This window comes from Paenarthrobacter sp. NPDC089307 (assembly GCF_040685055.1).
Lineage (GTDB): Bacteria > Actinomycetota > Actinomycetes > Actinomycetales > Micrococcaceae > Arthrobacter.
The window spans coordinates 70,788-97,264 of sequence record NZ_JBFBHE010000001.1; the positions used below are offsets into that span (position 1 = coordinate 70,788).

General features: G+C 59.2%; 26 protein-coding genes. 12 read left to right on the plus strand and 14 right to left on the minus strand.

The window, feature by feature from the left end; genetic code table 11:
• Positions 1-15: 15 nt before the first annotated feature.
• Complete coding sequence (gene map, locus AB0N72_RS00335) at positions 16-894, minus strand: type I methionyl aminopeptidase (protein WP_363931308.1); 879 nt, start codon at positions 892-894, stop codon at positions 16-18.
• A 108-nt stretch (positions 895-1,002) separates the two neighbouring features.
• Between map and AB0N72_RS00340 the strand changes: the two genes are divergently transcribed.
• Positions 1,003-1,167 carry an SPOR domain-containing protein gene (locus AB0N72_RS00340; RefSeq protein WP_144662557.1) on the plus strand — a complete coding sequence of 55 codons (165 nt, stop codon included), beginning with the start codon at positions 1,003-1,005 and terminating at the stop codon, positions 1,165-1,167.
• Between the two features lie 11 nt (positions 1,168-1,178).
• Here AB0N72_RS00340 and panB read toward each other — a convergent pair whose 3' ends face one another.
• Entirely contained in the window at positions 1,179-2,084 is a 906-nt protein-coding gene (gene panB / locus AB0N72_RS00345) for a 3-methyl-2-oxobutanoate hydroxymethyltransferase (protein WP_363931309.1), read from the minus strand.
• Positions 2,085-2,274: 190 nt separating this feature from the next.
• Here panB and glnA (AB0N72_RS00350) point away from each other — a divergent pair, with 190 nt between their 5' ends.
• The 4 genes from glnA (AB0N72_RS00350) (at position 2,275) to AB0N72_RS00365 (ending at position 7,635) form a co-directional block, all read left to right on the plus strand.
• On the plus strand, positions 2,275-3,615 hold the full coding sequence (gene glnA, locus AB0N72_RS00350; RefSeq protein WP_363931310.1) for a type I glutamate--ammonia ligase: 1,341 nt from the start codon (positions 2,275-2,277) through the stop codon (positions 3,613-3,615).
• A gap of 9 nt (positions 3,616-3,624) precedes the next feature.
• Positions 3,625-6,636 carry a bifunctional [glutamine synthetase] adenylyltransferase/[glutamine synthetase]-adenylyl-L-tyrosine phosphorylase gene (locus AB0N72_RS00355; protein WP_363931311.1) on the plus strand — a complete coding sequence of 1,004 codons (3,012 nt, stop codon included), beginning with the start codon at positions 3,625-3,627 and terminating at the stop codon, positions 6,634-6,636.
• Between the two features lie 56 nt (positions 6,637-6,692).
• Positions 6,693-7,178: a GNAT family N-acetyltransferase gene (locus tag AB0N72_RS00360; protein WP_363931651.1), complete on the plus strand. Its 486-nt coding sequence runs from the start codon at positions 6,693-6,695 to the stop codon at positions 7,176-7,178.
• A gap of 106 nt (positions 7,179-7,284) precedes the next feature.
• The gene (locus AB0N72_RS00365) at positions 7,285-7,635 is read left to right on the plus strand and encodes a hypothetical protein (RefSeq protein WP_363931312.1); all 351 of its coding nucleotides are present in this window, start codon (positions 7,285-7,287) and stop codon (positions 7,633-7,635) included.
• Between the two features lie 236 nt (positions 7,636-7,871).
• Here the strand turns inward: AB0N72_RS00365 and AB0N72_RS00370 are convergent, their stop codons facing one another.
• Positions 7,872-8,150 carry a helix-turn-helix domain-containing protein gene (locus AB0N72_RS00370; protein ID WP_363931313.1) on the minus strand — a complete coding sequence of 93 codons (279 nt, stop codon included), beginning with the start codon at positions 8,148-8,150 and terminating at the stop codon, positions 7,872-7,874.
• A 349-nt stretch (positions 8,151-8,499) separates the two neighbouring features.
• Between AB0N72_RS00370 and AB0N72_RS00375 the strand changes: the two genes are divergently transcribed.
• The 3 genes from AB0N72_RS00375 to AB0N72_RS00385 all read left to right on the plus strand — a co-directional run bounded on the left by AB0N72_RS00375 (position 8,500) and on the right by AB0N72_RS00385 (position 10,072).
• Positions 8,500-9,024: a hypothetical protein gene (locus AB0N72_RS00375; protein ID WP_363931314.1), complete on the plus strand. Its 525-nt coding sequence runs from the start codon at positions 8,500-8,502 to the stop codon at positions 9,022-9,024.
• 62 nt (positions 9,025-9,086) lie between these two features.
• Entirely contained in the window at positions 9,087-9,788 is a 702-nt protein-coding gene (locus AB0N72_RS00380; protein WP_363931315.1) for a hypothetical protein, read from the plus strand.
• A gap of 74 nt (positions 9,789-9,862) precedes the next feature.
• Positions 9,863-10,072, plus strand: coding sequence for a helix-turn-helix domain-containing protein (locus AB0N72_RS00385; protein WP_363931316.1), 210 nt, complete (start codon positions 9,863-9,865; stop codon positions 10,070-10,072).
• On the opposite strand, the gene AB0N72_RS00390 is transcribed toward AB0N72_RS00385, so the two are convergent.
• Together AB0N72_RS00390 and AB0N72_RS00395 are read right to left on the minus strand one after the other, a co-directional pair.
• The gene (locus AB0N72_RS00390) at positions 10,069-11,421 is read right to left on the minus strand and encodes a HEPN domain-containing protein (RefSeq protein ID WP_363931317.1); all 1,353 of its coding nucleotides are present in this window, start codon (positions 11,419-11,421) and stop codon (positions 10,069-10,071) included. The two genes, AB0N72_RS00385 and AB0N72_RS00390, sit on opposite strands and share 4 nt — an antisense overlap.
• Positions 11,414-11,881, minus strand: coding sequence for a hypothetical protein (locus tag AB0N72_RS00395; RefSeq protein WP_363931318.1), 468 nt, complete (start codon positions 11,879-11,881; stop codon positions 11,414-11,416). Before AB0N72_RS00395 ends, AB0N72_RS00390 begins: the two co-directional genes overlap by 8 nt.
• A gap of 130 nt (positions 11,882-12,011) precedes the next feature.
• Between AB0N72_RS00395 and AB0N72_RS00400 the strand changes: the two genes are divergently transcribed.
• Both AB0N72_RS00400 and AB0N72_RS00405 read left to right on the plus strand, forming a co-directional pair.
• Positions 12,012-12,932, plus strand: a complete 921-nt coding sequence (locus AB0N72_RS00400; protein ID WP_363931319.1) for a DUF2971 domain-containing protein — start codon at positions 12,012-12,014, stop codon at positions 12,930-12,932.
• A gap of 123 nt (positions 12,933-13,055) precedes the next feature.
• Positions 13,056-13,322, plus strand: a complete 267-nt coding sequence (locus AB0N72_RS00405) for a hypothetical protein (protein ID WP_363931320.1) — start codon at positions 13,056-13,058, stop codon at positions 13,320-13,322.
• Between the two features lie 227 nt (positions 13,323-13,549).
• Here the strand turns inward: AB0N72_RS00405 and AB0N72_RS00410 are convergent, their stop codons facing one another.
• On the minus strand, positions 13,550-14,020 hold the full coding sequence (locus tag AB0N72_RS00410; protein ID WP_363931321.1) for a hypothetical protein: 471 nt from the start codon (positions 14,018-14,020) through the stop codon (positions 13,550-13,552).
• Between the two features lie 864 nt (positions 14,021-14,884).
• Between AB0N72_RS00410 and AB0N72_RS00415 the strand changes: the two genes are divergently transcribed.
• Positions 14,885-15,490: a hypothetical protein gene (locus AB0N72_RS00415; RefSeq protein WP_363931322.1), complete on the plus strand. Its 606-nt coding sequence runs from the start codon at positions 14,885-14,887 to the stop codon at positions 15,488-15,490.
• A 1,130-nt stretch (positions 15,491-16,620) separates the two neighbouring features.
• Here AB0N72_RS00415 and AB0N72_RS00420 read toward each other — a convergent pair.
• Positions 16,621-16,845: a hypothetical protein gene (locus tag AB0N72_RS00420; protein WP_363931323.1), complete on the minus strand. Its 225-nt coding sequence runs from the start codon at positions 16,843-16,845 to the stop codon at positions 16,621-16,623.
• 114 nt (positions 16,846-16,959) lie between these two features.
• On the opposite strand from AB0N72_RS00420, the gene AB0N72_RS00425 reads away from it, so the two are divergent.
• Positions 16,960-17,151 (plus strand): hypothetical protein, encoded by a 192-nt coding sequence (locus tag AB0N72_RS00425; protein WP_363931324.1) that lies wholly within the window; start codon positions 16,960-16,962, stop codon positions 17,149-17,151.
• A gap of 110 nt (positions 17,152-17,261) precedes the next feature.
• Here the strand turns inward: AB0N72_RS00425 and AB0N72_RS00430 are convergent, their stop codons facing one another.
• The 7 genes from AB0N72_RS00430 to glnA (AB0N72_RS00460) all read right to left on the minus strand — a co-directional run bounded on the left by AB0N72_RS00430 (position 17,262) and on the right by glnA (AB0N72_RS00460) (position 26,241).
• Positions 17,262-18,569 carry a hypothetical protein gene (locus tag AB0N72_RS00430; protein WP_363931325.1) on the minus strand — a complete coding sequence of 436 codons (1,308 nt, stop codon included), beginning with the start codon at positions 18,567-18,569 and terminating at the stop codon, positions 17,262-17,264.
• A 262-nt stretch (positions 18,570-18,831) separates the two neighbouring features.
• Positions 18,832-19,071 (minus strand): hypothetical protein, encoded by a 240-nt coding sequence (locus AB0N72_RS00435; protein ID WP_363931326.1) that lies wholly within the window; start codon positions 19,069-19,071, stop codon positions 18,832-18,834.
• A 345-nt stretch (positions 19,072-19,416) separates the two neighbouring features.
• Positions 19,417-20,529, minus strand: a complete 1,113-nt coding sequence (locus tag AB0N72_RS00440; RefSeq protein ID WP_363931327.1) for a hypothetical protein — start codon at positions 20,527-20,529, stop codon at positions 19,417-19,419.
• A 1,422-nt stretch (positions 20,530-21,951) separates the two neighbouring features.
• Complete coding sequence (locus tag AB0N72_RS00445) at positions 21,952-22,659, minus strand: DnaB-like helicase C-terminal domain-containing protein (protein ID WP_363931328.1); 708 nt, start codon at positions 22,657-22,659, stop codon at positions 21,952-21,954.
• On the minus strand, positions 22,541-23,317 hold the full coding sequence (locus tag AB0N72_RS00450) for a DnaB-like helicase N-terminal domain-containing protein (protein ID WP_363931329.1): 777 nt from the start codon (positions 23,315-23,317) through the stop codon (positions 22,541-22,543). Before AB0N72_RS00450 ends, AB0N72_RS00445 begins: the two co-directional genes overlap by 119 nt.
• Positions 23,318-23,402: 85 nt before the next feature.
• On the minus strand, positions 23,403-24,053 hold the full coding sequence (locus tag AB0N72_RS00455) for a hypothetical protein (RefSeq protein WP_363931330.1): 651 nt from the start codon (positions 24,051-24,053) through the stop codon (positions 23,403-23,405).
• Between the two features lie 763 nt (positions 24,054-24,816).
• Positions 24,817-26,241, minus strand: a complete 1,425-nt coding sequence (gene glnA, locus AB0N72_RS00460; protein WP_018779319.1) for a type I glutamate--ammonia ligase — start codon at positions 26,239-26,241, stop codon at positions 24,817-24,819.
• Between the last annotated feature and the right edge of the window lie 236 nt (positions 26,242-26,477).

Sequence of the window (26,477 nt, forward strand, 5' to 3'; positions counted from 1 at the left end):
GACCTTCCGAAGAGCTCAGGGAAGGGTCAGGACTTCCGCGCCGGTCTCGGTGACCAGCAGCGTGTGCTCGAATTGGGCTGTTCGTTTGTGGTCCCGGGTGACGACGGTCCAGTCATCGGCCCACATGTCCCATTCGATGGTGCCGAGCGTCAGCATGGGTTCGATGGTGAACACCATGCCCGTCTCGATCACGGTGTTGTACGCCGGGGCTGCGTCGTAATGCGGAATGATGAGGCCCGTATGGAAGGCCTCGCCCACGCCGTGGCCGGTGAAGTCCCGCACCACGCCGTAGCCGAAGCGCTTGGCGTAGGACTGGATCGCACGGCCGATTACGTTGATTTCGCGGCCCGGGGCCACGGCCTTGATGGCCCGGTTGAGCGACTCCTGCGTACGCTCAACCAGCAGACGGGACTCCTCGTCCACGTCGCCAACCAGGAAAGTGTAGTTGGTATCCCCATGAACACCGCCAATAAAGGCGGTGATGTCGATGTTCAAGATGTCGCCGTCCTGGACCACAGTGGAATCCGGGATGCCGTGGCAAATTACCTCGTTGAGGGAGGAACAGAGGGATTTTGGAAAGCCCCGGTACCCCAGAGTGGAGGGGTAGGCATGGTGATCCAGAAGGAATTCGTGGCCGACCTTGTCCAGTTGATCGGTGGTTACGCCCGGTTGGATGTGCTTGCCTACTTCAACGATCGCTTGGGCGGCAATCTTGCTTGCCACCCGGATCTTCTCGACCGTCTCCGGCGACTTTACTTCGGAACCCGTGAACTTCGCCGGCGCCTTCTTGCCGACGTACTCCGGCCGGGGAATCGAGGCGGGCACTGGGCGTTCAGGGCTGATGGTTCCCGGGGTGAGGGCGCCAATGGGTGCAGTCGAAGCAAGAGAAGGCATAGATTGATCATATAAGGCACGCAAGAGACGTAAGTAACAATGTGCGGCGAGGTCCCCGTGGCTGCGCCAACGTTACGCGCTAGACGGCCCGAGCCAGGAGGAGGAGACGTGACGGAGTACTGGTACAACGTCAAGACGCATGAGATCGAAGAGGACGCCATGTCCGATTGGACCCAGCTGATTGGCCCCTATAAGACCCGGCAGGAAGCCGAACACGCTTTGGAAAAGGTCAAAGCCCGCAACGACGCCTGGGATGCCCAGGACGACGATTAGCCAAGGCCCGCCTAGAAGGAGTGTTCCGGTCCGGGGAACTGTCCGGACCGGACGTCCTCGCCAAAGGCTGCAGCAGCGTCGGTCAAGGTAGTACGCAGATCTGCGTACTGCTTGACGAACTTGGCCATCTTGCCGCCCCGGAGTCCGGCCATGTCCTGCCATACGAGGACCTGGCCGGTGGTGCGGGCGCCTGCGCCGATACCCACCGTTGGAACCCGCAACGCGGCGTCCACCGTTGCGGCCGTTTCCGCAGGGACCATTTCCATCAGGACGCTGAAGGCTCCTGCATCCTGCAGTGCCAGGGCGTCGTCCACAAGCCGCTGTGCGTCATCCCCTCGGCCCTGTACGCGGTAGCCGCCCAGCGAGTGCTCGCTTTGGGGAGTGAAGCCGATGTGTGCCATGACGGGGATGCCCGCCTGCACCATGGCTTTGACTGTGTCCGCGTAGTACGCGGTGCCCTCGATTTTGACTGCGTGTGCCAAGCCTTCCTTCAGGAAGCGCACTCCCGTGGCCACTGCCTGGCCGGGGGAGACTTCGTAGCTGCCGAAGGGCAGGTCCGCGACGACCAATGCCCTCTTGGCTGCGCGGCTCACTGCCCGTGTCAGGGGAAGAAGCTCATCCACAGTGACGGGAAGACTGGTTTCATTGCCGAAAACATTGTTGGAAGCGGAATCCCCAACCAGCAGGACTTCGATTCCGGCCTGGTCGAAAATCTCTGCGGTGTACTGCTCATAGGCGGTCAGCATGGCGAAGCGTTCGCCGTTGTCCTTGGCCTGCTGGAGGTGGTGGATCCGTATACGGCTGACCGGCTTCCTGCCCGCCGCTGGTGGCGTCGGTGCGCCCGTTCCTGGACCGCTGCCGTAGGGGGCGGGAACTTCGGCGGGCGTGGTGGACTCAGGGAGGTTGCTCGGGGCCATGGATAGAGCCTAAGCGGTGCCGACGGCGGCTGCCACCAGTGTGCCCAGCGTCACCTTATGTAAACGGTGTGTTACGCGCAGCTACTGCTGCGGCATTAGCAGGGAACTCTTAGTAGAGTGAAGGCTGAGCTGCCGTGGCTTCTGATCCTTGAAACCAGCGGCATGGACACCGAATCGGAAAAGAGGCCCTATGGACCGCCAGCAAGAGTTCGTTCTGCGGACAATCGAAGAGCGTGACGTGCGCTTCGTACGCTTGTGGTTCACCGACGTCGTGGGTTCACTTAAATCGGTGGCGCTTGCGCCTGCCGAAGTCGAAGGCGCCTTTGAAGAGGGCCTTGGCTTTGATGGTTCCGCGATTGAAGGCCTGGCACGCGTGTTCGAATCCGACATGCTGGCGCAGCCGGATCCCTCCACGTTCCAGATCCTGCCTTGGCGCGGGGATACCGAACAAACCTCAAGGATGTTCTGTGACATCCTGACGCCGGATGGCGAACCGTCAGCCGCCGATCCCCGCAACGTCCTCAAGAGGACCCTGGCCAAGGCCGCGGACATGGGGTTCACCTGCTACACCCACCCGGAGATCGAGTTCTACCTGCTGAAGTCCAAGGACCTCGGCCCGGACGGCTCGCCGGTACCCGTGGACGAGGGCGGCTATTTCGACCACGTCCCCGGTGGAGTTGCACAGGACTTCCGCCGCACGGCAGTCACCATGCTCGAATCCGTGGGTATCTCCGTGGAGTTCAGCCACCACGAAGGCGGCCCTGGCCAGAACGAAATCGACCTCCGGTATGCGGACGCGCTTCAGACGGCGGACAACATCATGACCTTCCGTACCGTCATCAAGGAAGTTGCCCTCCAGCAGGGAACGTACGCAACGTTCATGCCCAAACCGTTCACCGACCACCCCGGTTCCGGCATGCACACCCACTTTTCGCTGTTCGAAGGCGACACCAACGCATTCTTCGAAGCGGGCGCCGAGTTCCAGCTGTCCAAGACGGCGCGCCAGTTCATTGCCGGCATCCTCAAGCACGCTCCGGAGTTCACCGCTGTCACCAACCAGTTCGTGAATTCCTACAAGCGGCTCTGGGGCGGCGGCGAAGCGCCGAGCTACCTGAGCTGGGGCCACAACAACCGCTCTGCACTGGTACGCGTTCCGCTGTACAAGCCCGGCAAGGGCCAATCGGCGCGCATCGAGTACAGGGGCATCGACTCGGCCACCAACCCGTATCTGGCCTACGCCGTGTTGCTCGGGGCCGGTTTGAAGGGCATCGAGGAAGGCTATGAACTTCCCGCCGCCGCAGAGGACGACGTATGGTCGCTGACCACCGCGGAGCGCAAGGCAATGGGGCACGCGCCCTTGCCGGCCAGCCTTCACGACGCCATCCGAGCCATGGAGGAATCCGAACTGGTGGCGGAGATCCTCGGCGAGCAGGTCTTCGAGCACTTCCTCCGCAACAAGCGCGCCGAGTGGCAGGACTACAGGCTCCAGGTCACGCCGTATGAGTTGCAGCGCAATCTCGGCATCCTCTAGGCAGGGACAGTGAGCCTTGCACGACGGCTCATCTCAGCCGGCTTCAGTGACCTCGGGAAAGGGGAGCGCTTCCTCGCTGCCCCCGAACTTGAGGGCATCGACGAAGACGCGTTGTTTGCCGGGCTCTCCATGGCGGCCAGCCCCGATACTGCCCTGCAGTCATTGGTCCGGCTCATTGAGAAGAACCCCGGCCTGAAGAAGCTGGCCGCTGCGGATCCGGATACCTGCGAGCCCCTTTACCGGTTGCTGGGAGCGTCCGAAGCGCTGGGGGAGTTCCTGATGCGCCGGCCCGAGCACCTTGATGTCTTTGACACCCGTGTCAGTCCTGAGCCGATGCAGGCCTCCAGCGACGAGCTTCGCGCCATGCTGCTTCGCTCCGTGCAAGCAGAGCCCGGAGCCCACCGGCCGGTGGCAGGCATCACCGGGCAGCCCGCGTACGCTGCCTTGCGGACGGCCTACCGCCGGGGACTCACCGAGCTGGCCATCAAGGACCTTTGCGCGGCATCGCCCCAGGACTTCATGCCTGCGGCCGGTGCTGAGCTGGCCGACCTTGCCGGGGCTGCCATCGAGGCTGCCTTGGCTGTGTCCCGTGCCGAAGCTGCAGGCCACTATGGCGCGGACGAGATTGCCGACGTCGGTCTGGCCGTCATCGGCATGGGCAAATGCGGTGCCCGCGAACTGAATTACATTTCCGACGTCGATGTCATCTACGTCATCGAGTCCGAAGAGCTGGAGGATGCGCGGGCCTCCACCATCGGCACGGCCCTCGCGTCGGGTATTTCCCGGGCGATTTCCTCCTCTGCCCCGGAACCGGGGCTGTGGGAGGTGGATGCCAATCTCCGCCCGGAAGGAAAATCAGGGCCGCTTGTCCGCACGCTGCCTTCGCACCTGAGCTACTACGCGCGGTGGGCCGAAAGCTGGGAATTCCAGGCGCTGCTGAAGGCGAGGACCATCGCCGGGGACCGCGAACTTGGTCAGCGTTATGAAAAGGCGGTGGAGCCGCTGGTTTGGTCTTCGGCAGGCCGTGAAGGCTTTGTGGAGTCCGTCCAGGCAATGCGCCGTCGGGTGACGGACCACATTCCTGCGTCCGAGGAACAGCGCCAGATCAAACTGGGACGTGGTGGGCTCCGGGACGTCGAGTTCACCGTCCAATTGCTGCAGTTGGTTCATGGAAAGTCCGATGAATCCCTTCGGTGCAAGGACACGACGTCGGCGATCGCTGCGTTGTCGGCCGGCGGCTACATTGGGCGCTCCGACGCTGCCGCCTTCGACAATGCCTACCGCTACCTCCGCCTGCTGGAACACCGGATCCAGCTGTTCCAGCTTCGACGCACCCACCTCATGCCCGTGGCTGAGGATGCCCAGCGGTTCCTGGCGAAAGCGGTCCTTGGTCCCTTTGCCCTGGAACGCCCCCATCCGGACCAACTGATGGCTGCATGGCAAAAGACCAAGAAATCCGTGCGCGAACTCCATGAGCGGATCTTCTACCGTCCGCTGCTCAATACTGCTGCCAAACTGAGCAGCGAAGAGGCAAAGCTCAGTCCCGAGGCGGCCCAGGGGCGCCTTGCGGCCCTCGGCTACCTCGATCCCCAAGGCGCCTTGCGGCATATTGAGGCCCTGACTGCCGGCGTCAGTCGCCGTGCGGCACTGCAACGGCAGCTGCTGCCTATCCTTTTGGGTTGGCTTGCCGAGGGCGTGGACCCGGATGCCGGCCTGCTTGCATTCCGGCGGGTCAGCGAAGCCCTTGGCACGACGCATTGGTATTTGGGCCTGCTCCGTGATTCCCAGGCTGCGGCTGAACGCCTGTGCCAGGTCCTGGCCAACTCCCGCTTGATCTCGGACCTGTTGGAAGTGTCCCCGGAGTCCGTGGCGTGGCTGGGCAGTGACAAGGAGCTGGCACCGGTACGTTTCGAGGCACAGTGGCAGGAGATCCAGTCCAAGCTTTCCCGGCACCCTGACCCGGAGAATGCCATGAGGCTCATCCGCTTGATCAGGCGGCGGGAGATCCTGAGGACCGCCATTGCCGACAGCGCCGGGCTCCTGGACCAGGACGCGGTCGGCTTGGCGTTGGCTGAGACTGACCGGGCCGCTGTGCTGGGCGCGTTGCATGTGGCTGAGGGGGTGGTCGCTGACTCAGGACCGCTGAAAACCGACGTCCTGGTGGTGGCCATGGGGAGGCAGGGCGGCCGCGAGATCGGCTACGGCTCTGACGCCGATGTCATGTACGTTCACCGTGCCCGCCCAGGCTTCAGTGACGCCGAGGCGCAGGAACAGGCGACGGCGATCGTCGCCAAGATCTCCAGCTTCCTCACCCAGCCGCTCAAGCCGGCGATCATGGCCGAGCGGGTACTCATGGTCGATGCCGACCTCCGGCCGGAGGGCAAGAACGGTGCCATGGTCCGGTCTTTGGACTCGTATGCGGAGTACTATCGCCGATGGTCCTTGATTTGGGAGGCGCAGGCGCTGCTGCGCGCACGCCCGATGGCCGGATCGGATGAGTTGGCCGCAGATTTCGTCGAGCTGATCGATCCCATCCGTTACCCCGACGAGCTCAAGGAGCAGGATGTCCGGGAAATCAGGCGGATCAAGGCCCGGGTTGAGTCGGAGCGACTGCCCCGGGGCGCGGATCCTGCCAGGCACGTCAAGCTTGGCCGTGGCGGTCTCAGCGACGTCGAATGGCTGGTGCAGCTGATCCAGCTGCAGCATGCGGGGAAGCATCCTGGGCTGCGGACAAGCTCCACTTTGGAGGCTCTTGCTTCGGCGGAGGAGCTCGGTTTCATTGCCCAAGAGGACGCCGCGCTGCTGCGTGAGGCGTGGCGACTGGCCAGCCGTATCCGCTCTGCCAACGTGATCGTGACCGGGCGGGCCTCCGATGTCCTGCCTTCGTCCCGCAAGGACCTCGAAGCTGTGGCGCGGTGGTGTGGCTATCCGCCCGGGAACGCGGGCCACTTCGAGGAGGACTACCTCCGGCTGAGCCGCAGGGCGAGGGCCGTGTTCGAGAAGATGTTCTACGCCAACTAGGCCCAGCGGAGGAGGCGGAAGTGCTTGAGCGCGATGTCTGGCTGATTTCCCTCAAAATGCTCGACGACGACGCTCGGGCCATCCAGTTGGGGGCGGTGGCGGAGCTGGCTGTGGAGGAGAACCAGCGCTCGTTCGTCGGGGATCCCTTGCGGATGATGCTGATAGCGCTGGAAGAGGAATCGCGCCTGCCGTACGTGATCGAGTCCGGGGGAGTCGCTGTGGGCGTCCTGACCCTGCAGGCCGGTGCGGCCACCCTGGCTGGCTGGCCGGATGACGATTCGGTATGGCTTCTTCGCGGCTTCCTCATCGACGCGCGGAACCAGGGGCGGGGACTCGGAAGTTTGGCCGCTGCCTCCGCGGTGGAAGAGGCACGAAAACTGACTGTCAGGTACGAAGGTGACCAGTCCGGCGTCGTGCTTTCTGTCAATGAGCGCAATCCGGCAGGGCTGGGCGCCTACGCGAAGGCCGGCTTCGTAGATTCGGGACGGTACCTGGGTGGGAGGTCCGGGCCTCAGAGGACAATGTTCAAGTCCTTTTCCTGAGGCAAAGCGCCTGATGTACCGCCGGGTTAGTGTCACGCGTTGCACGCAACACTAAGTATCCTTATAGACTTTAGCTGTCACTGATCTCGAATCGGAGGGAAAGTCCATGGAATACAACGGAAGCCCGACTGAAAGGGCCATTCCTGCCGGAGAACTCGATCGGCGCCACGTGGGTCAATCTGTAAGCTTTCAGCCCAATGACTTCACGGTTGTCTTCGGCACCATTGCCGGCATTGCCCGGACTGAGGCCCTTGTCTACCTGTCCCTTGACGGCGTTGGCGGTGGGACCCATCTCAAGGATGAATACGACCTGACGGTCGACCACAAGGTGTACCTGCAGCTGGATCCCCTTGGCAGTGCCGAAAAGGGCCTCTCCGAGGCGGCAAGCTTCGTCAAAGACAAGCTGGACGAGATCACCAGGAACATCAGGGATCGCGAGCAGGGAAAGTCCGAGTAATACCTGCGCATAACAAAAGGCCAGCCCCGATCCTTGCGGATTGGGGCTGGCCTTTTTTGTCTGTACCCAGGGCTTATACGCCGTAGTAGAGCTCGAACTAAACAATGGTGGTTGGCCAACTCAGTGAGGCCCATTTATCCGCTAGTTTCCGCGGATCTTCCGTTGTCTGTGATTGGCTGATTTAGGAACCTTTCGGACTTCTTGCGGACTTTCTGCGGACTGAGGGCCTGGTGTGTTCAGGTCCTCTTGGGGATGCGCGGGGCCTCGCCCCGCTTGGGAATCCTGGGAGCGCGTTGACGGGGTGCACGCGGCTGAGGTTTTTGATTCTTGGCTCGGATTGCCTCGACATCCTCCTGGGAGAATCGGATCTCCGAGCCGAACTGATGGTGAGGCCAGTCCTGGGACTTCTTAAGCCGGAACACCGTAGAGCGGCTGATCTTGAACATGTCAGCCACCTCCATAAGCGTGTACATCGGCGGCAGTGGCGGTTTGTTTTCGTTCGTCATCATTATCATGGTGGAGACAGTAGGCGCTGCCTGGCCTCCAATGACAACCGCAGAATCGACTTGACTATTCGAACTAGGGATCAACTACCAAGAAGCACCAAAGACTACTTCGGAGCAGTGCCACGGATTACCCCACCGGTTGTAGGGATGTAATCAAAATCGGGCTCAAAATCTTCCAGAGCTGACCGGACTATTACACTGTCCCTGTCTTCCGTGTTCAGCTCTGCCATCATCTTGTCGAAACCCTCAGGGTCAAACTTCGCCATGCCCCGAAACGTACACGCTGGCACCGACAGTCTGCCGTGAAGTTGGTTTGCCTCTCTTTTAATTGGTGGCTGCTCCGGTTAATATTCGCTGCATGAGGAAAATTTGGGGGCTTATCCTACTTGTGTCTCTCGGTCTGACGGGATGCTCGTCCACCGGCAGTGAACCCGCGCCGGTCACATCTACCACTGCGACGGTTACACCCACACCATCGCCAACCCCGACCGCCACTGTCGCTCAGTTCGCGAGCATTATCACCGAGCGGGAGGCAGACTGGCGCGACTACGAAGACAACATTGTCGATTGCGCCTTGGCATCCATCGGTAAGACAGCCATCGATTCGGTCAAGCGCACCACCTGTGGATACTCGGTGAGCGTCGTGGTCTTGACGGCGAAACAAGCTGCCGCGCAGATCCGGAAGCTTCCCACTCCGCCGGCGGAAGTGCAGAGTCTTGTAGCGCGGACACTCACGAACCTGGACGTTCTGGCAAAGAACCCAGCGCCGACCGCATGCGAGGACAAACAGAGCGAAGCATGCGACGCCGCAATAACTCAGGCGAACGGGGAGATAAGGCCGCTCATCACCGTCCTTGACGGCTGGAAGCCCTACACGCGCTAACCCTGCAGGGAGTAAAGCGGATCGGCTCTCAAGGGTCCCTCTATTCAGGCAAGATATTAGATATGAACCAAGAGGAACTTGCCCGAAGGTCGGCCGAAATTGCACAGTCTGCTGCGGATGCTGCGTGGCTTGCCGCGTATGCAGCGGCCTTGACTGCACTCTTGTCATTAGGTCTTTTGGTCGGCGCGTTCCTCGCTTGGAATGTCGCCAGGGAGACGCTTAAGCAAGCACGTGCGGCCCACAAGCAAGTGCAACAAGACAGCATCGAACAGACACGTCCGTATGTTTACGCCCAGGTAGTCCCTGGCTTGGCAGGCATTGGTACATGGGACCTTTTAGTGACCAATACTGGAAGGTCATCAGCTCGAAATCTCACAATGGTCAGTGACCGTTGGCCTGAAAAGGACGACGTTGTAACTAAGGGTCTCAAGACTCTGTTTTCAACGGCCCGGTCGCTTCCTCCGGGGGCGAGGCTTCGAGTGTTCTGGAGAGTGGGTTTGCGCAGCCCGGAGGCGAGGTTCGGAGATGGAACGCGTGACGCGAAGGGCATGACAGGCGCTGCCATGGTGACGTTGAGCTACACCAGCGACGACCCTACGAGTCCCCAGTACCACGACTCATACGCTATTGACCCGGAAGGCATGGGCCAACCACCTGCCCCGTACCGAGGGATTGATGTTTCGAGCGGGCTGGAGGCTGCGCAACAGGATCTTCATAAAATGCTTGCGGCCATTGCCGAAAACATCGGGGAACTCCGCCGATGAGGGGTCTGCTCTCCAGTACTTAAATTGGTAGCGTTGTCGGCATTTCTGACCAAGATAAGCCGAGCCCTCGCTTCTTGACGATTGAGCAGGTCGCGGAAGAGTTGGCCACCACTGAGATTCAGATACGCGCCATGCTCAAGTCGGGGCAGCTCAAAGGCATCCAAATCGGGGGTCGTAACGTCTGGCGGATCGGGCGGCAGGACCTCGAAGTCTTCATCCAGGATGCCTACCGACAAGTCAGCGAACGAATCGCTGACGGGAACTTGGACGAAGGCGGGGCCTAGTCGACAGATGCCGCGTTGAGAAAGGTCTCGTATGCGGAGAAGTCCTCCCAGTAGCTTTCACGGTCCATATTTGCGAGGGCGAACATGAACTTGTCCGAGTCCTCAAGGGCTGAACGTATCAAGGCTTCGTCGTCCGTAAGATGAAGGAGCAGAAGTATTCTCAGCGCCCATCGACTGGACACGGATAAGACGTAGTACAAGGAGATCTCGTGCTCCCCGAAGTCATCATCTCTCGTGAGTCCATGGCTTTGGACGTTTCGCAAATTCTTTGCGTCATTAATCCAAGATTCGAAAGACGGCCCTAATAGCCCAGGCGCTACACGTTCCACGCGAGCCAGCAGGCTCGTCAGCCGAAGCGAGTATGACGGCTCATCAACGTGGAGCAAAGCTTCGTTGAAGGCCGTCTTGGTGATTACCGCATCTGCGGCACCCTCCAAGGCCAGCATCGCCGCAGCACGCGCCTGCTTCCTTGCCTTTTCAAGTTTCGAGTTCGACAGCTTGGGGTCAAATCGGTTGGCGGCAGGCTCAAGCCGTCGATGTAAACCTTCGAGCGCTGTCGCGGGCATTTGCGCATCCACCTGCAGCACGCCTCTGTCTTCGTTGGCTACGAAGGGGATTGGGCCGAGTTTCTTAGACTTTGATAACCAAGCTCCTACGACAGTCAGGTCCAGCGTATTGAGGGGCAGAAATGAATGTGAGTCAAGTGAGGGCACCACATTAAGCACTTCAAGAGGGCACCACCCCTTACCCGGGATACGTACTTGAATTGCGGTGATACTAGTTTGAGATCCTGTCCAGAGGTTGAATAGTGCAGTCAGAATCGTAGGGAATCGCTGAGCGAGATCGTGCACCGTGTGACTGGTCGAGGGCTCATAGATGAGTCCTGGTCTGTTGTCAGTGGCCCAAGCAGTGAGTCGCCCTTCAGGCAACTCAATCGTTTCATCGTTCGCCCATCCTGATCGGGGTAAGGAGAAAGTGAGTCGGATTGCTTTGGCGAAGCTATCGGGCCCGTCGATGTGAACATCCCAGAGAACTTGGCTGGCCTTGTAGACCTGTGCGGGCAGACTCAGGAAGTTGGACACCATCGACATCTTGGCATCAATAACCGTGAAAGGACGATCGCCCTCAAGGCCCCACAGAGGGCGCGGTTGAAAATCGGCAACAACGCCGCGGCGCTCGAATAGATCAAAGATGGCGTTGCCGTCAACCACGCGGTGTTTCACCTGCTGAGGTTCTTCGACCCAACGTTCTGGTCGAAGCTCGAAGCCGTCCGTCAGCCTCGTTAGCTCGGCGCGGGTGGTTGGCTCAACACCAGGTATCCCCAGCAGAACGCTTCTTGAATTACCCATGGTTTGGCCCCTGACGATGGGGGATCTGCCTAGCATGGGCAGCCTCAGGGTACTTAGCAAAAAGCAAACTCGCCCACACCGCAAGCCCCAACCCAAGCAGTATGGTGCCACCCCATGCCACGGGCACGGCGTAGGCGATTCCGTCGAGGTTATACGCAGCGACCATGCACCCAAAAAGCGCCACCGAGATCCCGAGCATTGCACTCATGAACTCAAGAAGGTCCTTGCGTGTGTGTTTGGCCGACCCATCGGACTTGCTCGCTGACTTGCTCGCCGGCAGGACAGTGATAGTACTCGTTGTAGCCGTCGGCGGTGCCGCGGCCGCAGCAGCGGCCTCCGAGTCTTGGTCCTCCTTGTGCGCCCTCAGTGACTCGGCGGACTTGGCGAAGGCATCGAGCAAGCACCGTATGTAAGTTACAACCGAAGCGATCAGGACCAGCCACGCGATCTCGGATGACATGAATTTCCCCCATGGTCGTTGTCTGATCCGAACTTACCGTGAACCAGAAAGGCGCACCGAATGGAAGCGTTCCATGTTTCGGGGGAAGCCAGGGAGTAGAGGGACCGGTTCGGGCCGGTAGATTTGGCGAATGACCGAAACGAATGTCGACTGGAACACGCCAGCTACCCCCAGTGTCGGAGACGAGCCGAGTAACATCCTGTACCACTACACATCAGCGGAAGTGGCTATTTTCAACATCTTGACGAGCGGAACACTCCGGCTCTCTCCGATGCATGCAACAAATGACCCGTGGGAGACTGAACCGTTTAGGCCAAGTTTCTCCGTTCCGCCAGATGATGAGGCGTTCGGATCCGAATTCGCATATGGTGCTTGGGGCGACATCGACCGAGACATCCGGCTTCATTCAAAGATAGTCAGTCTCACCCAGGACTGGACTCCAAGAGACGCATTTGCCAAGCAAAACAGCGGTTGGAGCCATCTATCGTCGTGGGCTCACTATGGGGCGCGCCAGACGGGCATTTGCCTCGGCTTCGACCGAACCATCCTCGTGGAAGAATTTAACAAGATAGGTGGCCCGGATGCCCTTCGCTTCCATGGCCCTGTGCAGTATTGGAACCAGGATCAGCCGCCGTATCTGGAATCAATCAGCAGTGAGCAACTGAAGCTGTATGGAACTGATGCGGTCGCCCGGCACTATGCCGAAAAACATCACAAGACCGTATTTCTAACTAAGCACTCCGACTGGGCGCCCGAATATGAGTATCGATTTGCGATCATGAACGGGTCAGCCCTGCCGGCCCATATCGACATCAGGCGGGCGCTTACGACGGTCGTCGTCGGGAGCAAATTTTCGGACGGTCTAACTCCGGCCTTGTCAGAAGCGCTGTCGACCTACCAGTCTTACAAGGTAGCCAAACTCGGCCTCCAAAGTCGTTTCACCATAGTGTTGCCGTTTCCATTGTCCGAAGAAGGAGTAGCTTCGAGCATCACGCCCGCGCTTCCAGGGGATCTTGCTTATCGGTTGGAAAAGCTGCGACAAGCGGCCTAAAACGAGCGAGCCAAAGCTGCGGCAACTGGTACGAGAAGCCACCACCATTGACCTTGTCGGAGCAATTCATCCATGACAAGAAAACTACCCTGCAATGCGTGGTTCTTCGGTTAGCATCGTGGCATGACTAGTGACCCCGTGCATGATCGCTTGTTTGCTGCTGAGAGGGACTCGAAGGATCATCTCGATTCTCTTTTGAAGGAGAAGGGGGAAATGCTGGGGATAGATCCATCCGTGGATTCTGTACCCGTGGAGCCTACCGACTCCGAAATCATCGAGACTACCGATGAACACCACGAAGCCCGCCTCCAAACCCAGGTGCACGACGCCATCGAATGGGGAGTCGCCCCAGCGGACGAAGTTGGAGACGGAACGGGAGGCGCCGGGTGATGATCAAATGCTTGGACAGGAAATGCCCGGAATGCGGGCAACCCTCGTTCCAGAGGTATGTCCGTGGGGGAGAGCAAAGCCTCGGAGGATCTGCTGAAATGGATCCAGTGGGGCCGTCATTCTGCAAGGCGGGCTGCGAACAGTCCTTGGGAGGGTGAGATTGTCAGGCGAGGGAAAGCCTGCACTACGAGAAAGGGACCCACGTAGAGGTAGGTGTGGCACTCGATCTATGTGGTCCGATCATCTGGGCCACTCCACGCCACGCCTTGGAGGGGCTGACGATCATTCACGTCATGTGTGGCCACTATTGCATCGAGAACGTCCTCCATTTTCGCCGACTTGAAAAATTGGACGAAAGACCTAATGAGCCACACCCCAGCTAGTACAGCACCGACAACGAAGACTGTTGACCAGACCTCGTCGTCCACGCCCATGAAATCTTGAAAATCTGAGGTGATGATGGCCGCAATAAGGCCGATGAGGAGCGTCAGAGGGGCAACCCACGCTGAACGGCCAAGGAACTCTGGGAGCTTCCGGCGTAGAGCTATCTCAATCTTGTCGCGAGTTGTCACGACGTAGTCTGTGCGGACGTTCATCACGACATTGGCGGATTCGGCTATATGGTGAACCAGGTTCAAGTCCCCCGGAACAGTTCGTGGCGGAACAGAAATCGCTTTATTGCTTGATTCGGGACTCACGCCTAGAGTCCAAACGCTGGGTGTTGAAGCAGGCCCAGCGAGCCTAGCGCGTGATGGTTGACGACGCCGCATTGGACGCATATCACGACCGCGGTGGGGATACCTGGACCTCCCAGATTAAGTTCCGACTGGGCTGCGTGAAGGCGCAGTACCACAAGACCATTTTCCAGGCTCCACCCCTGCGACCCGCACCTGTGGCATGGGCTCATTGCGCCGCTCGTTCTTAGCGCGTCAGCTATCAGTTTAAGCTGCTCGGAGTTCAGCAGGTCCGGGCTTGTCTTGGTCTGGTTGATCACGCGCTTTAGTATCCGCTATTCCTGACGAAACGGAAAATGCGAGAACCAAGACAGCTTTTCGAGCGACCTTCGGTTGGTCCGCGCCTACCCCTGAACGCAGGAAAGGCTCTCACCTCGCGATGAGGTGAGGGCCTTCTTCGGTAGCAGAGGGGCACATAACCGGTCTTAAGTGGCCCTACAATGAGGCTGTGATGACCAGGTGACTCGCATACCTTTGCCAAACGACGTGCGACTCAAAGTCGGACGAGCCGAATCACATTTGAGGGAATTGGACGCTCTCCTGTCCCGATTCGCCGCCACAAATTCGATGGTGGCAGAGTCGGTCTTTGAACAGTTCGATGATGGCCAGGGAGGGTGGGGAGCGCGACTGAGATGTTTGCACGGCGCCCCTGATGAGGCATCCGTCCTCGTGGGTGATTTCCTTCATAACCTACGAGCCAGCCTCGACTACTTGGCTCGTGCTCTTGTCCTGACATCAGGGAATCGACCCATCGACGGCACCGGAGGCACAACCTTCCCAATTCGCGAGCAGCCAAAACAGCATGGGCACCTTCGAGTGAATGGGACAGTGGACCCCGACATCGGGCTGGTGATCGAGTCCTTCCAGCCCTACAAAGCTGCGCAGGGTGCAGTCGAATGCCACCCGCTCGCAATGCTTCACCGATTCTCTAACATCGACAAGCACCGTTCACTCCACCTACCTTTGATCGCCGCGGTGGAGCCCGTGTCAATGCTCGTTGCAAAAGTTGACCCCTTACCCATAGGGATCATCCAAGCCACACTGAGAACGTTCTCCGATGGGGACTGGCTGATAAACCCCACGGCCCCTTTCCCAGAGACCGCGGAGGTGGAAGTGGTGTCCGCTTTGCGTCCTATCATCGCCCTGGAAGGCGCCTATCACTACCCGGGCATCGGGACTGTCAACCTTGTTGACCAGCTGGATTACATGCTACGAACAGTTCGAGACGCTGTCGTTCCAAGCTTTAGGGAGTTTTTCCTGGCCCCTTGGCCTGACGACGTTTTCTCTTATGACCCTGCGCCCGGCCCGTTAGGTGTAGGGCAAACTGCGGACGACGTGCTAACCGCTATTAACAGTATGGTTAGCGTGCTGGCAAACGCGTATGGGTCCGATCGGTACCTGGTCTTTGGGCTCGTAGAAGGCGTGAGTGCATAGCGCCACCCAGCTTGGCGCCGTTCGCCCACGTTCTCCCGCTCATCATCGGAGCCGCCTGCTCTATTGCTACACGTACCCCGGAGACACATAGCCAACTCCGGGCACCCCGACCGGGCAGAAATCTGGCACGTCACTGATGACTTCAGCGAACCCGAGCTTCTCGGCCAGCCCAGCATCTTGGCATACATAACTCTTAGGAAGGTAAGCCCTCAGCCAAGAGTTGGACACCTCCCAAACAGTTTCCGCATCAGCGTTCTCGATTGGCCTACTGTCTGGGTATGCGGCAACCATATCCACGTCCCGCAAGACTACTTTTCCCACAGCAGGATAGTCAGTATTCTTCGCAGCGTTCAGTATGGCCCGCCCAGACTGCCCTGCCATGAGGGTAGTTCGGGCGATGCGTAACTCCTGAACACCGCCCTGCCAAAGCTGCAACCCGTCAGGATGCCCATCTCGCTGGTAGGCGTGGTCCCAGTTAGTATTGGGGCCTCCGCGGCAGTTCTGAATAGTCAAAGATGGGCTGTTCCGGTTCGCGCGCATGATGTCATTGATGAACCCACTAAACAGGATCCCCTCTAAGTGAGTATGGCCAGTACCCGCGACTCGACTGATACCGGTTCGCGAGTACTCGCCCAACCATACAGTTGCCCCTACTTCATGGGTGGTGCTGCTGGAAACCACACTAGGGTTGTAAAAGATTTCATTTCGTACGCAGTTGAGGAAAGCTGTGGGCGTCTTTCCTGTGTACCCAGTACCTTCCCCGTCTACGCGAATGTATCGTGACGTGGGGAAACCATCGGTGCTTTTGACACGAACAAAGGTGTCCGTAGCTGTGACACGCCCCGTGACTTCGGTGATCGGCCCGCCTTCGCCGACTATCTCCCCGCCAATCCAGACCACATCGCCGCCCCCAAAAATCTGGATGATCCCGTCAGCCTTATCTTGGGACGAGTTAAAGTGGACAGGCTCAGGCGCCGTAATGAAACAGTCTTGGCCTGGTTCCAATTGGATGTTCCGGGTGGCGGGGTCGTCACTGATGGTCACCACGCGGGGTGCGGTCAGGGTTGGCGGAGCCCATGGAAGCGGCAGGGTGGGGTCCACGTAAGGCCTCAGGGAGCTTCGCCTGATGCTCATGATTCACGCAGCCAGATAGTCGGTACAGTGTCCACTACGCCCATCGCCGTGAGTGTTGCTGGCAGCGGGTAGCTCGTGACCTTGGACAGTCCCTCAGCCTGCGGCATGGCAGTGCCGAAGGCTGCCCCAATAAATGTGTCGAACAGTAGCGTGGCTGTGCTGTTCGCAGCAATCACCGCATAGATCGAGCCTGGCTCGACAATCGTTGTTGCTATGGTCACTGACTTGACGCCTGTGGAGTTAAGCTTCCCGGTCACCGCGCCAGAGCTCACAAGCGGTGGGGATACTGGGGCTGCTTTGGTCCATGGGGGTGGGGGTTATCGCCCGTTGGTTGCTTGGTTGCAGCGTCGATGCTCGGCACCTCGGTATTGGTTGCGGTCGTTGTCGTCGTGGCCGAGGTCGAATGGTTCGGTTGGCAGGATGAGGTCACGGCAGCGCCAGCAGATGAGTGTGCCGGCTTGGTGTTCGGGGATGAATGCTTTGCGGAAGGCTCGGTGTGCGTGGTCGTAGCCGCGTTGTTCGCGTGAGCCTCTTGCTTTGTCGGCTTCTCGCCGATGCCTCAGGCACTTGCCATCGGTGGTTATCTCGGGGCACCCACGCACAGAGCAGATACGCATAGCGCCTGTCATGGTCGCTCCTATGCTGCTGACAACTCCATGCCGCCGATGAGTGCCACTCCATTGCGGATGCGGTACACGAACGGCCACGATTCGGTGTCGTTGTAGTAGGCGAGGCCGAACCCTTGGTGCCAGTTCTCTAGGATGCGGGCGGGTGTCCCGTCTGCGCTTATGGCGCCCTTTACGCTGGGCACTGCGCCGTCTACACGGCAGAGGCAGCCAGGGTTAGCAGAGTACGATTCGATGCGTTCACCGCGGGGCCCGATCACACTGTGATAGGTGATCTCGGTGCGGTGAGTGTGCCCAGCCCATGTGTTGAGGTGCGGCACTTCATGAACGTACTGGGCTGTGGTGGAACCTTTAGCGTTTGCTTTGGTGCCATGGATGTTCCGCGTGGTGTCGTTATCCCAGGCCGTGGCTGCCGGGTAAGCGTCAACGTACTGGACGTCCAGCTCATCCAGGCGAAGCAGGTAGGGGAGGGACATGACGGGCCATGATTCGGGCAGGCCGGCACGCTTCAATCCGAACGCAGCGAGTGCATTGGCTTCGATGAAGTTTTGCATTCGCTTGTCGTGGTTGCCTTCGATGATGATCATCTCAGCGGACGGGCAGGCTTCGCGGAGTTTGGCTAGGAACTTGTGAGCGGTGTTGAGCGCCGCTTGAGTGGTGTTCGAAAAAGCCGCTTCTTGAGCGAACCTGCCCTGACTTGCGAGGTCCAGGAAGTCCCCAAGGATTTGGATCTTGTCGGGCTGTAGTTCAAGAGCTGCTTGGATGAAGCAGTCCATGGCTGCGTCGTCATGGAACGGGTCAAGCGAACCGTCTGACAGTTGCCGGTATCCGATCTGTGTGTCAGCACCTTTGAGCGCAAGCTTCATAGCTCGGATGGGTTTGAGGGGCCGGTTCATGCCAACGACGTTGACCGGCTGGACGCGCTGGATGGCAGGCCAAGCAGGGCCGGCTGTCAGGCTGTCGGTGATAGGGCGGACGTTGTTGAGCTTGTTCCACGCTCCACCGTTGGGGCTGCTTGTCCAGCCCCAGGTGAAGGTCACCTTGTCGGGGTCCTGTCCCACGCTGCGGATGAATTCGCGGTAGTCCTCGTACCCCCAGGGGCGTTCACTGAACCGGACGTAGTCTGCGGAACCGTCAGGTCGGTGCGTTTCTGACTCACCGGATGCGCTCGCAGTTTGTGTCTTCTCAGCGGTGCAAGGGCAGGTGCCCGCGCGATGGTTGTTGATGGCTGACTTCGATATCCCTGTGTGGCGTGATGCTTGGCGGGAGGACATTGAGTCTATGGACGGGGATGCGATGGCGCCGTATTTGCAGGCCATAGTGGTTCCTCCGTCTGTTCTTGAAAGGGTGCCCGGTCTTTGTGCTTCCGCTGAACTGGGGCTTGTAAGTTGCGGTGATTTGCCGCGCTTGAGCCAAGGTCTTAGGGGGTTGGCATTTGGGCGGGACGTTTGGCCCCGGCGCTTATCGTGCTTTGATCTGCAAGCAGTCGATATCCGGCAGAGGCGTCGGGGGTCTACTCACATGACCTACGTGGCGGCGAGTCCGCTGCTGCGGTAACCACCCATGCGGTGCTACCTGCCGTCATGCTTTCGCTGCGGCGCCTTCTACCCAGCCATCCTCGTTGATGCCGTCGTAGAGGCGGTGGGATTCATCAGCTAGATACTCAGTGAGTGGTTCAAGGGCAACGGCGTATTGCTTGTAGTGGTGGGCGCACCAGAACAGTTCTCCGTCAGCTCGAAGCGCTGACATGTAGTAAGCGCCGGCCCCGCACTTGTCGCAGTAGTGGCCTTCCAACATGTTGGTTACGACTATCTGGCACATGGCAACCACCTGTCGGCGCGCATGAAAAAGGCCCCGATTTCTCGGAGCCTTTCGTTTGCTTTTCTGGCGTTATCGCGCAGACGCGGTAACGACAGGGTTCGCTTTTTTGACCCGCCCCACGAAACGGTCCACATCTTCCTTCGAGCCCGTGTAGGCAACCGATGTGGATCCTCCTGAGGAGGGAATAATGAAGTCTGCCTTCACGAAGTCACTGACTGACACGCTCTTGGCAGGCGAGATGATGACTAATCCCGTTGATTCCCTACCCAGCATACGCTTTATCCACTTGGCCATATCGAACCTCCTCTATACCACCGACTATATCTAGAGTCTCTGACAATTACATCAGGCCCTAGGTGTCTGCTGATCATCCGGCGACTTCATGAACAGCCAGTACTTACGCACGGCAAGCCCAGTGAGCGCCATGACTGCGAACCACAGCAACCACCATGCAATGGGACTGAAAGGGATAGCCGCCAAGCAGGCCATCAATAGCAGCGCGCCGGCGCACAGCAGTAGGCAATGACGGAGGGGTCCTAACAGAGCCACGAGAAGGGCATGCTCGGTCTGCTTACTCATCCATGACAAGAGGAGAGCCGGGCCGACAAGAATGATCGATGCTGAGGGCGACGGTATCCATTGAACCCCGCTTTTCAGGAAAAAACCGTCAAAAATGCGCAGGACTTGGGCAGCTACTACACTCAACACAACTGCGACAACCGTTCCGCGCGTGAAGTTTAGGATGCCTGCGCGCGCTGGCTCAACCCATATTTTGAAGCCGCCTCTCGCGAAACGGTTAGTCGGGGATATGGCGGCGTGTGCGACGTTCCGGGTGTGCTGGGGGATGTCTTGGTTGGGTACTGAAGTCTGCCCTGATGTAAGCAACTCGGCCAGTTCGAGGGAGCGCACTCTTAGGCCCAAGGGCAATTCCACCTCAACGTGCTGACTTGCTGGAAAACCGAAGTCTGCGACCTCGTGGTAGAACGAGACGCGCTTTCTGCCCTTATCCTCCAACGGTGGAGGCTCTTCGTCCCACGAGTACTTCACAACTATTCGTTTTGACAGAACATCTGCATCCAAAACGATCATGAGTAGAAAGTTCCTGGCGAGGGCGTGTACCAACGAGACAAATTCCTCGTCGGCTGGAGCGCCGTTCAACCACTCGTTGAAGTCTCTAAGGGCTCCAGCCTCATCACCTGGATGGCATTTCACCACTTGGCTGAGGATGTGCTCGGCGGATGCGTGTTGCTCCAGAGATAGGCCTTGCTGCGTCCCAACTGCGGCAACCAGCATTTTTAGGGCGTAGTTCGAGTTGGTGGGCTTCTCCAGCACGGTAACCGGTTTGCCTTCGTAGGCCACGTCAAAGCCGCGAAGTGTTCCTTTCCTCATCAGGGCTATCGGAACAACGACCTGATGATTGTTGACTCGGTGTAGCGAATCGGGAACGGTGAGGTCCACAGAAACATGGCACCTGGTAATCCCTTCTGCGTCGAGCCGAAGGGATTCAACGCGCCTGTGAACCCAAGATGATGAACCAACCCACAATGCTAGGAGTGATCCGCCAGTCTCAAGCGTGGGGGCCAGGGGCCCAGTCACGACTCTTGGCCCCGGAGGAGAACTGACGTGTATCGGAGACGAGGGTGTTGGCTCATTCCCATAGCCTGCATCAGAACAACTGGATGCGGCAAACGTGTGAAGCCCCGGAGCTGGTTGCTCGAACGGGGCTTCACTTGGTTTCGGGTAGACCTGTGGTCTGTGATCCCAGTTTAACAGGTGGTGGGCGGGATGACAAGCACGTAATTACGTGGGGGTGATTTGCTACTGGGGTGTGTGGTTTCTTGTATCACGTCGGGCTCTTTCCGCTTCCCGCCGCCGTGCGTATCCGGGGTGCTTCAGCCCACCCCGAGACCACCAGTCATCGCCTCCTGGCTTCTCGAAGATTGGCATGCTGCCGCCTGGGTCAGTAGCGGCTATGGGGGCGTTGTGTCTGAGTTCTTCAGCGCACTCGGGGCAAGCGCCGTCCTCGTCTGGTTTGAAGCTCAAGGGTAGAACGACCTTGATTTGGGCTCCGCAAATCGCGGCTCTGTAGTCCTCTGTGTGTTCGATGAAGTGAGGTTCAAGGATTGGGCGGGGGGAAACGGTCGGCCGCAGCGCGTGAATAATCCCGGGATCGTTGGGAATGGCAGGGACCATTAGCCGTGTGATGGGGTCCCGACTATTGCTGTAGTTGGTGAGGCCGGCGAGGACTTGGCTCTTGTCTTTCATGCTGCCTTCCCGAGGGTGGTTGCGAGGTCGTTGATTTCCTGCCCTTGCCATGTAGTTTTGCATGAGCCGCAGCGGGCTTCGTGTCGTGTCGCGGTGATTGCGGTGTTCCGAACGTACTCATCCTCAACCCAGGTCCATGCGTGGGTGGCATCGCATGCGAGGCAGGCGCCTTTCACTTCCAATCGTGGGACGGGGTTGAGAAGTGTTTCGATGGCGGTTGCCCATTTGATTGCGGAGCGCAGGCATTTCTCGGTGCTCTGACCGGTGGTGTCGCCATGGTTGCTTCCGCCCAGTGCTGAAGCTTCTGTTCCGGAGTGAGCGTGGTGTTGTCTTTGCCGGTTAGGGCGATGTGCATGGTATTGAGGGTTTCGCGGATTTCGGACCAGAGGGTGACTGCGCCGAGGGCGATGGGGGAGCGCGACCCGAGGACTTGGCGCCGGTCGCGGCCCTGCTTCCTGAGGCTTGTTCCTGCCTGAGTTGAGTGAACAGCGCCAGTTCGGTCGGGTAGGTGACGTGGCCCGTCTCCGAGTCCACGTGGGTGGTCTTGTGGTCACGGGTGAGGCGGTGGACGGTGGAACGGAGGTCGGTGTGCGACATAGGTCGTGGCTCCTGGTGTTAGCTGGCGTGTGCTCGGATGTCGGCTTGGGGTGAGATGCCCTTGTCGAGGGCTTTTGAGTAGTGGCCCCAGAACGTGAGTTCTGCGACGTTCGTGGCTCCGTGTCGGTTCTTGGCCACGAGTAGGGCGAGGTCGCCGCGGTTTTCGCCCATGATTTCCCTGTGAAGCAGGGTCACTACGTCGGCGTCTTGTTCGATGGCTCCGGATTCGCGTAGGTCTGATAGTTCTGGGCGCTTGTCTTGTCGTTGTTCTGATGAGCGGTTGAGTTGGGATAGTGCGATGACGGGTACTTGCATGTCCATGGCGAGGATCTTTAGTTGGCGGGACATGTCAGCGACGAATTCATGTCGCGGACGGCGATCACCCTGAGGCTGGGCCATCAGTTGGAGGTAGTCAACGACGATCCCTGCCAGCGGTCTTCGCCGGTTGACTGACCGCGCGAAGCGTTTGATGTCGGTGATTGTGACGCTGGACCGGTCATCGATGTACAGGGGAACGTTGTCCCACGCGGCTCTCCTGTCACGGATCTTCGCCCAATCTGTTGTGTTCAGCTTGCGCTCTATGAGGTGGGTCATGTCAATGTTCAGATCAGAGGCGACCGCCCGAATCTGGACGTCGTTCCTGTACATCTCCAAGGAGTTGAACGCTACGGAGCCGTAGCGTGTGAGCCCCTTTGCAATCTGCAGCGCCACGACCGACTTTCCCACAGAGGGGCGGGCAGCCACCACGTAGACCGCCCCGGGGCCGGAAACCTCCGATGATGTCATTCAGCGCTGCCCAAGGGGACGGGTGGTGATTGATGTCTTCATCCAGGGAATCAATCATGAGGTCGATGGTTTCCCCGAAGGACTGAACAGTTCCGGTTGTCGCCTTTGTGGTCTGGTCAATGGCTCGGCGGGCAATCTCGACCAGTTCAGCCTCATCTCCGCCTGCTGAGGCCATGGTGCTGATTTGTTTGCCCGCCGCAATAAGTCGGCGCCGCGTGGCGGACCTTGCAACGATATCTGCGTAGTAGGTGGCGGTCGCAGGTGTGGGGACAGCTTGGGTGATCGTATGCAGGTAGGCTTGCCCGCCGATCTGGGCAATCTCTCCGGAAGTAGTGAGCGCGTCGCCAACGGTGACAGGATCGACAGGTTTGCCAGCGGCGTGCGTGGCCAGGATCGTCCGAAAGATCGTTTCGTGTTCCGGACGATAGAAGTCTCCACCGCTGACAAGCTCGGCCACATCGAGGATCGCTTCTCTGGAAAGCAGCATGGCCCCCAACACTGACTGTTCGGCAGCGTTATCGTGGATGTCATTCACTGGTGAAATTCCTTCGTCCAGGCAGATGCTGTTGAGGTCACGGGAGTCGCTTTGCTCAGCCACATGCGGCAGCCGGCGTCCCAGTTTCGTAGCCGCCTGTCGTTGGCCTGTGCGTGTAGCTTGAAGCGCTCGGTTTCGCGGTCAAGGTTCACGTTTTTTCAGTTGCGTATTTTTTGTGCGCGTCGTTGGGTTGCCAGTTGGTAGGGATTCGACGCTCGGGCTTCTTACGTTCCCCCTGCACCCGCTCACCGCTAGGTGAGGTAGATGTAGTAGTAGCTGTAGATGTAGGCAGGGCTTGGGCTTGGGCAGCGTTTACCCTAAACAGAGGGGTAACATCAGGTGTAAAGCTTTGGGTAACCGGGCGGGTACTCGGTTGCTCGCTTGTTTGGGTAAAAGCTTCGATGGGCCGCGCCGGAAGTTTGAGTAGGGCCATGACCTTGTTGTTCTCGAAAGCTTTCAAGTCTGGCAGCTCGTTGGACAGCCTTCGCAATTCCCAGATGAAGACCTCGCGGATGTTGTTTGATGCGATTGCCCCATAAGCGTTGACCATGGAAACAGTGAGCTTGGGCTGCTTCAGAAGCCCGTCATGGCGGGTGAAGGACCGGAGTAGAACTTCTTCGGTGTTCTCATCGATGATGATGAATCGCTTTGCCTGAAGCTCCGCGCCAATCCTCTCAACCTCTTGCTTGGTTGTTCCGGTCGCGAACTGTGAGATGCCGGCCTGGCCGCCAATCAGCCGCGCCGGCATAGGACAGTCCGGGATGGGTGAGCAATAGCTCGTAGAGCCACTGTTGATCACGGCTCAGGCCTCGGTAGTCCGTATCTGTCCAGATTCCAGTGTTGATGTTCGCGCGATCCCGCGGCACTACAGCCCTCCATCTTCAAGGAGCGCTTCTACGAAGCTGGTGGGGCGTCCGAGCCCTGCTGCAATGGCCGGTATGTCGAGGCCCTGCTTCTAGGCGTTTCTGATGTGGTGCCGATAGGTGTGCGGTCGAGTTGAGGGATCCTTGCGTGCTTCGTTCAAGAAGTCCATGGCAAGGAATTGGAGCTGAAACATGGTTGGCGGGTTACGCATTGACTGGTCCTGTACGCGCTTGCTGGGATTTTTCTATGTGCCCCTCGTGAGGTGGCCCCGGCGCTCATTCCGGGGCCACCTCGTCTCTTGCTAGGGCATAGTTTCGAAGAATTCGTGGTCAGGGTTGTAGGCGAGACGGAACAGTTCCGCCCATACGGATCCGCTGAGTGCTTTCTTCGGGTTCTCGGAGTGCAGCCATGCGGAGTAGACAGCATCGGTCAGTACTTCTGGGGAGTTCGGGAGCAAAGAGTTACCTGAAAAGCGTCAGCGTCGTTGATCTTGGGGAACTCGTCGACGAGTACTCGCGGCTGGCCGAGGATTATTACTCTTGGTTTTGGTCTGAGGTTCCCGACGAGCCCTGAGCGAGCGTGGAATTGGGCATGGAAAAAGCCGACCCCAAAGTGGTGAAACCGGGGGCCGGCTTTTTCTTGATTCAGATTCTTGCGAACTGCCTGCGGACTATGCCCACTTCTGCCGCATGTTCCAGCTAGACGCCGTAGTAGAGCTCGAACTCGTAGGGGTTCGGGCGCAGGGACAGCGGGCGGATCTCGTTCTCGTACTTGTAGTCAATCCACGTGTCGATGAGGTCCTGGGTGAAGACACCGCCGGCCTGCAGGAACTCGTTGTCCTCGCGCAGGGCCTCCAGTGCTTCTTCCAGGGAGCCCGGAGCCTTGGGGATGTCCTTGGCTTCCTCGGCCGGGAGCTCGTAGAGGTCCTTGTCGATGGGTGCCGGGGGTTCGATGCGGTTGCGGATACCGTCGATGCCGGCCATCAGCTGGGCAGCGAAGGCCAGGTACGGGTTGGACGAGGGGTCCGGAGCGCGGAACTCGATGCGCTTGGCCTTCGGGTTGGTGCCTGTGATCGGAATACGGATACCGGCGGAGCGGTTGCCCTGCGAGTAAACCATGTTCACGGGAGCCTCGAAGCCCTTGACCAGGCGGCGGTAGGAGTTCACGGTCGGGTTGGTGAACGCCAGAACTGCCGAGGAGTGCTTGAGCAGGCCGCCGATGTACCAGCGGGCGGTGTCGGAAAGCCCGGCGTAGCCCTTCTCGTCGTAGAACAGGGGATCGCCGTTGCTCCACAGCGACTGGTGGCAGTGCATGCCCGAGCCGTTGTCGCCGAAGACAGGCTTCGGCATGAACGTAACGGACTTGCCCCAAGCATCAGCGGTGTTCTTGATGACGTACTTGAACTTCTGCAGGTCGTCAGCGGCAGCGGTCAACGTGGTGAACTTGTAGTTGATCTCAGCCTGGCCGGCCGAGCCAACCTCGTGGTGGGAGCGTTCGACCTCAAGGCCGGCCTTGTCCAGCTCAACGCACATGGCATCGCGGAGGTCAGCCTGCTTGTCGGTGGGGGACACCGGGAAGTAGCCGCCCTTGACGGGGGTCTTGTAACCGAGGTTGCCGCCCTCTTCCTTGCGGCCGGTGTTCCAGTGGGCTTCCTCGGAATCGATCTTGTAGAAGCTGCCCTGCGGGGAGGACTCGTACTGGATGTTGTCGAAGACGAAGAACTCTGCTTCGGGGGCGAAGAACGCGGTGTCGGCGATGCCGGTGGAGGCCAGGTAGGCTTCTGCCTTCTCGGCCACGCCACGGGGATCGCGGTGGTACGGGTCACCCGTACGCGGGTTCACGATGGAGAAGTTCAAGGCAAGGGTCTTCTCGATGCGGAACGTGTCGATGAAAGCCGAGGTCACATCCGGGATGAGCTGCATGTCCGACTCGGCAATGCCCTGGAAGCCGCGGATGGAAGATCCGTCGAAGAGCTGGCCGTGGACGAAGAAGTCCAGGTCAACGCTCTTGGCCGGCACGTTGAAGTGCTGCTGGACACCAGGAAGGTCGGTGAAGCGGATATCGACGAATTTGACGTCTTCGTCTTTGATGAACTTGAGGACTTCGTCCGCAGTCTTGAACATCTATGCTCCTTATGCATATCAAGTAACAGGCCCGGAAGGCCGCGTGGTGCAGCCCAGACCGAGGCGCAGGAAACACAAAAAAGGTTCCCCTGCCATGGTGGCTGGCAACTCATACCACCATAGGGAGATGGGATTTCCCGGGGGTGTCAGTATTGTTTCCGGCAGGTTACAGAATCATCTGTCGTGTAAACGGTAGTCTGCTTCCCGGTGCCAGGTCCACGCCGGTCCGCTGGTCG

Coding starts and splice junctions, on each gene's coding strand:
- AB0N72_RS00375 (WP_363931314.1), top strand. CDS start 8,500: ATGAGGAAAATTTGGGGGCTTATCCTACTTGTGTCTCTCGGTCTGACG.
- glnA (WP_018779319.1), bottom strand. CDS start 26,241: ATGTTCAAGACTGCGGACGAAGTCCTCAAGTTCATCAAAGACGAAGAC.
- AB0N72_RS00380 (WP_363931315.1), top strand. CDS start 9,087: ATGAACCAAGAGGAACTTGCCCGAAGGTCGGCCGAAATTGCACAGTCT.
- map (WP_363931308.1), bottom strand. CDS start 894: ATGCCTTCTCTTGCTTCGACTGCACCCATTGGCGCCCTCACCCCGGGA.
- AB0N72_RS00435 (WP_363931326.1), bottom strand. CDS start 19,071: ATGTGCCAGATAGTCGTAACCAACATGTTGGAAGGCCACTACTGCGAC.
- AB0N72_RS00400 (WP_363931319.1), top strand. CDS start 12,012: ATGACCGAAACGAATGTCGACTGGAACACGCCAGCTACCCCCAGTGTC.
- AB0N72_RS00405 (WP_363931320.1), top strand. CDS start 13,056: ATGACTAGTGACCCCGTGCATGATCGCTTGTTTGCTGCTGAGAGGGAC.
- glnA (WP_363931310.1), top strand. CDS start 2,275: ATGGACCGCCAGCAAGAGTTCGTTCTGCGGACAATCGAAGAGCGTGAC.
- AB0N72_RS00395 (WP_363931318.1), bottom strand. CDS start 11,881: ATGTCATCCGAGATCGCGTGGCTGGTCCTGATCGCTTCGGTTGTAACT.
- AB0N72_RS00360 (WP_363931651.1), top strand. CDS start 6,693: ATGCTCGACGACGACGCTCGGGCCATCCAGTTGGGGGCGGTGGCGGAG.
- AB0N72_RS00430 (WP_363931325.1), bottom strand. CDS start 18,569: ATGGCCTGCAAATACGGCGCCATCGCATCCCCGTCCATAGACTCAATG.
- AB0N72_RS00390 (WP_363931317.1), bottom strand. CDS start 11,421: ATGGGTAATTCAAGAAGCGTTCTGCTGGGGATACCTGGTGTTGAGCCA.
- AB0N72_RS00365 (WP_363931312.1), top strand. CDS start 7,285: ATGGAATACAACGGAAGCCCGACTGAAAGGGCCATTCCTGCCGGAGAA.
- AB0N72_RS00370 (WP_363931313.1), bottom strand. CDS start 8,150: ATGATAATGATGACGAACGAAAACAAACCGCCACTGCCGCCGATGTAC.
- panB (WP_363931309.1), bottom strand. CDS start 2,084: ATGGCCCCGAGCAACCTCCCTGAGTCCACCACGCCCGCCGAAGTTCCC.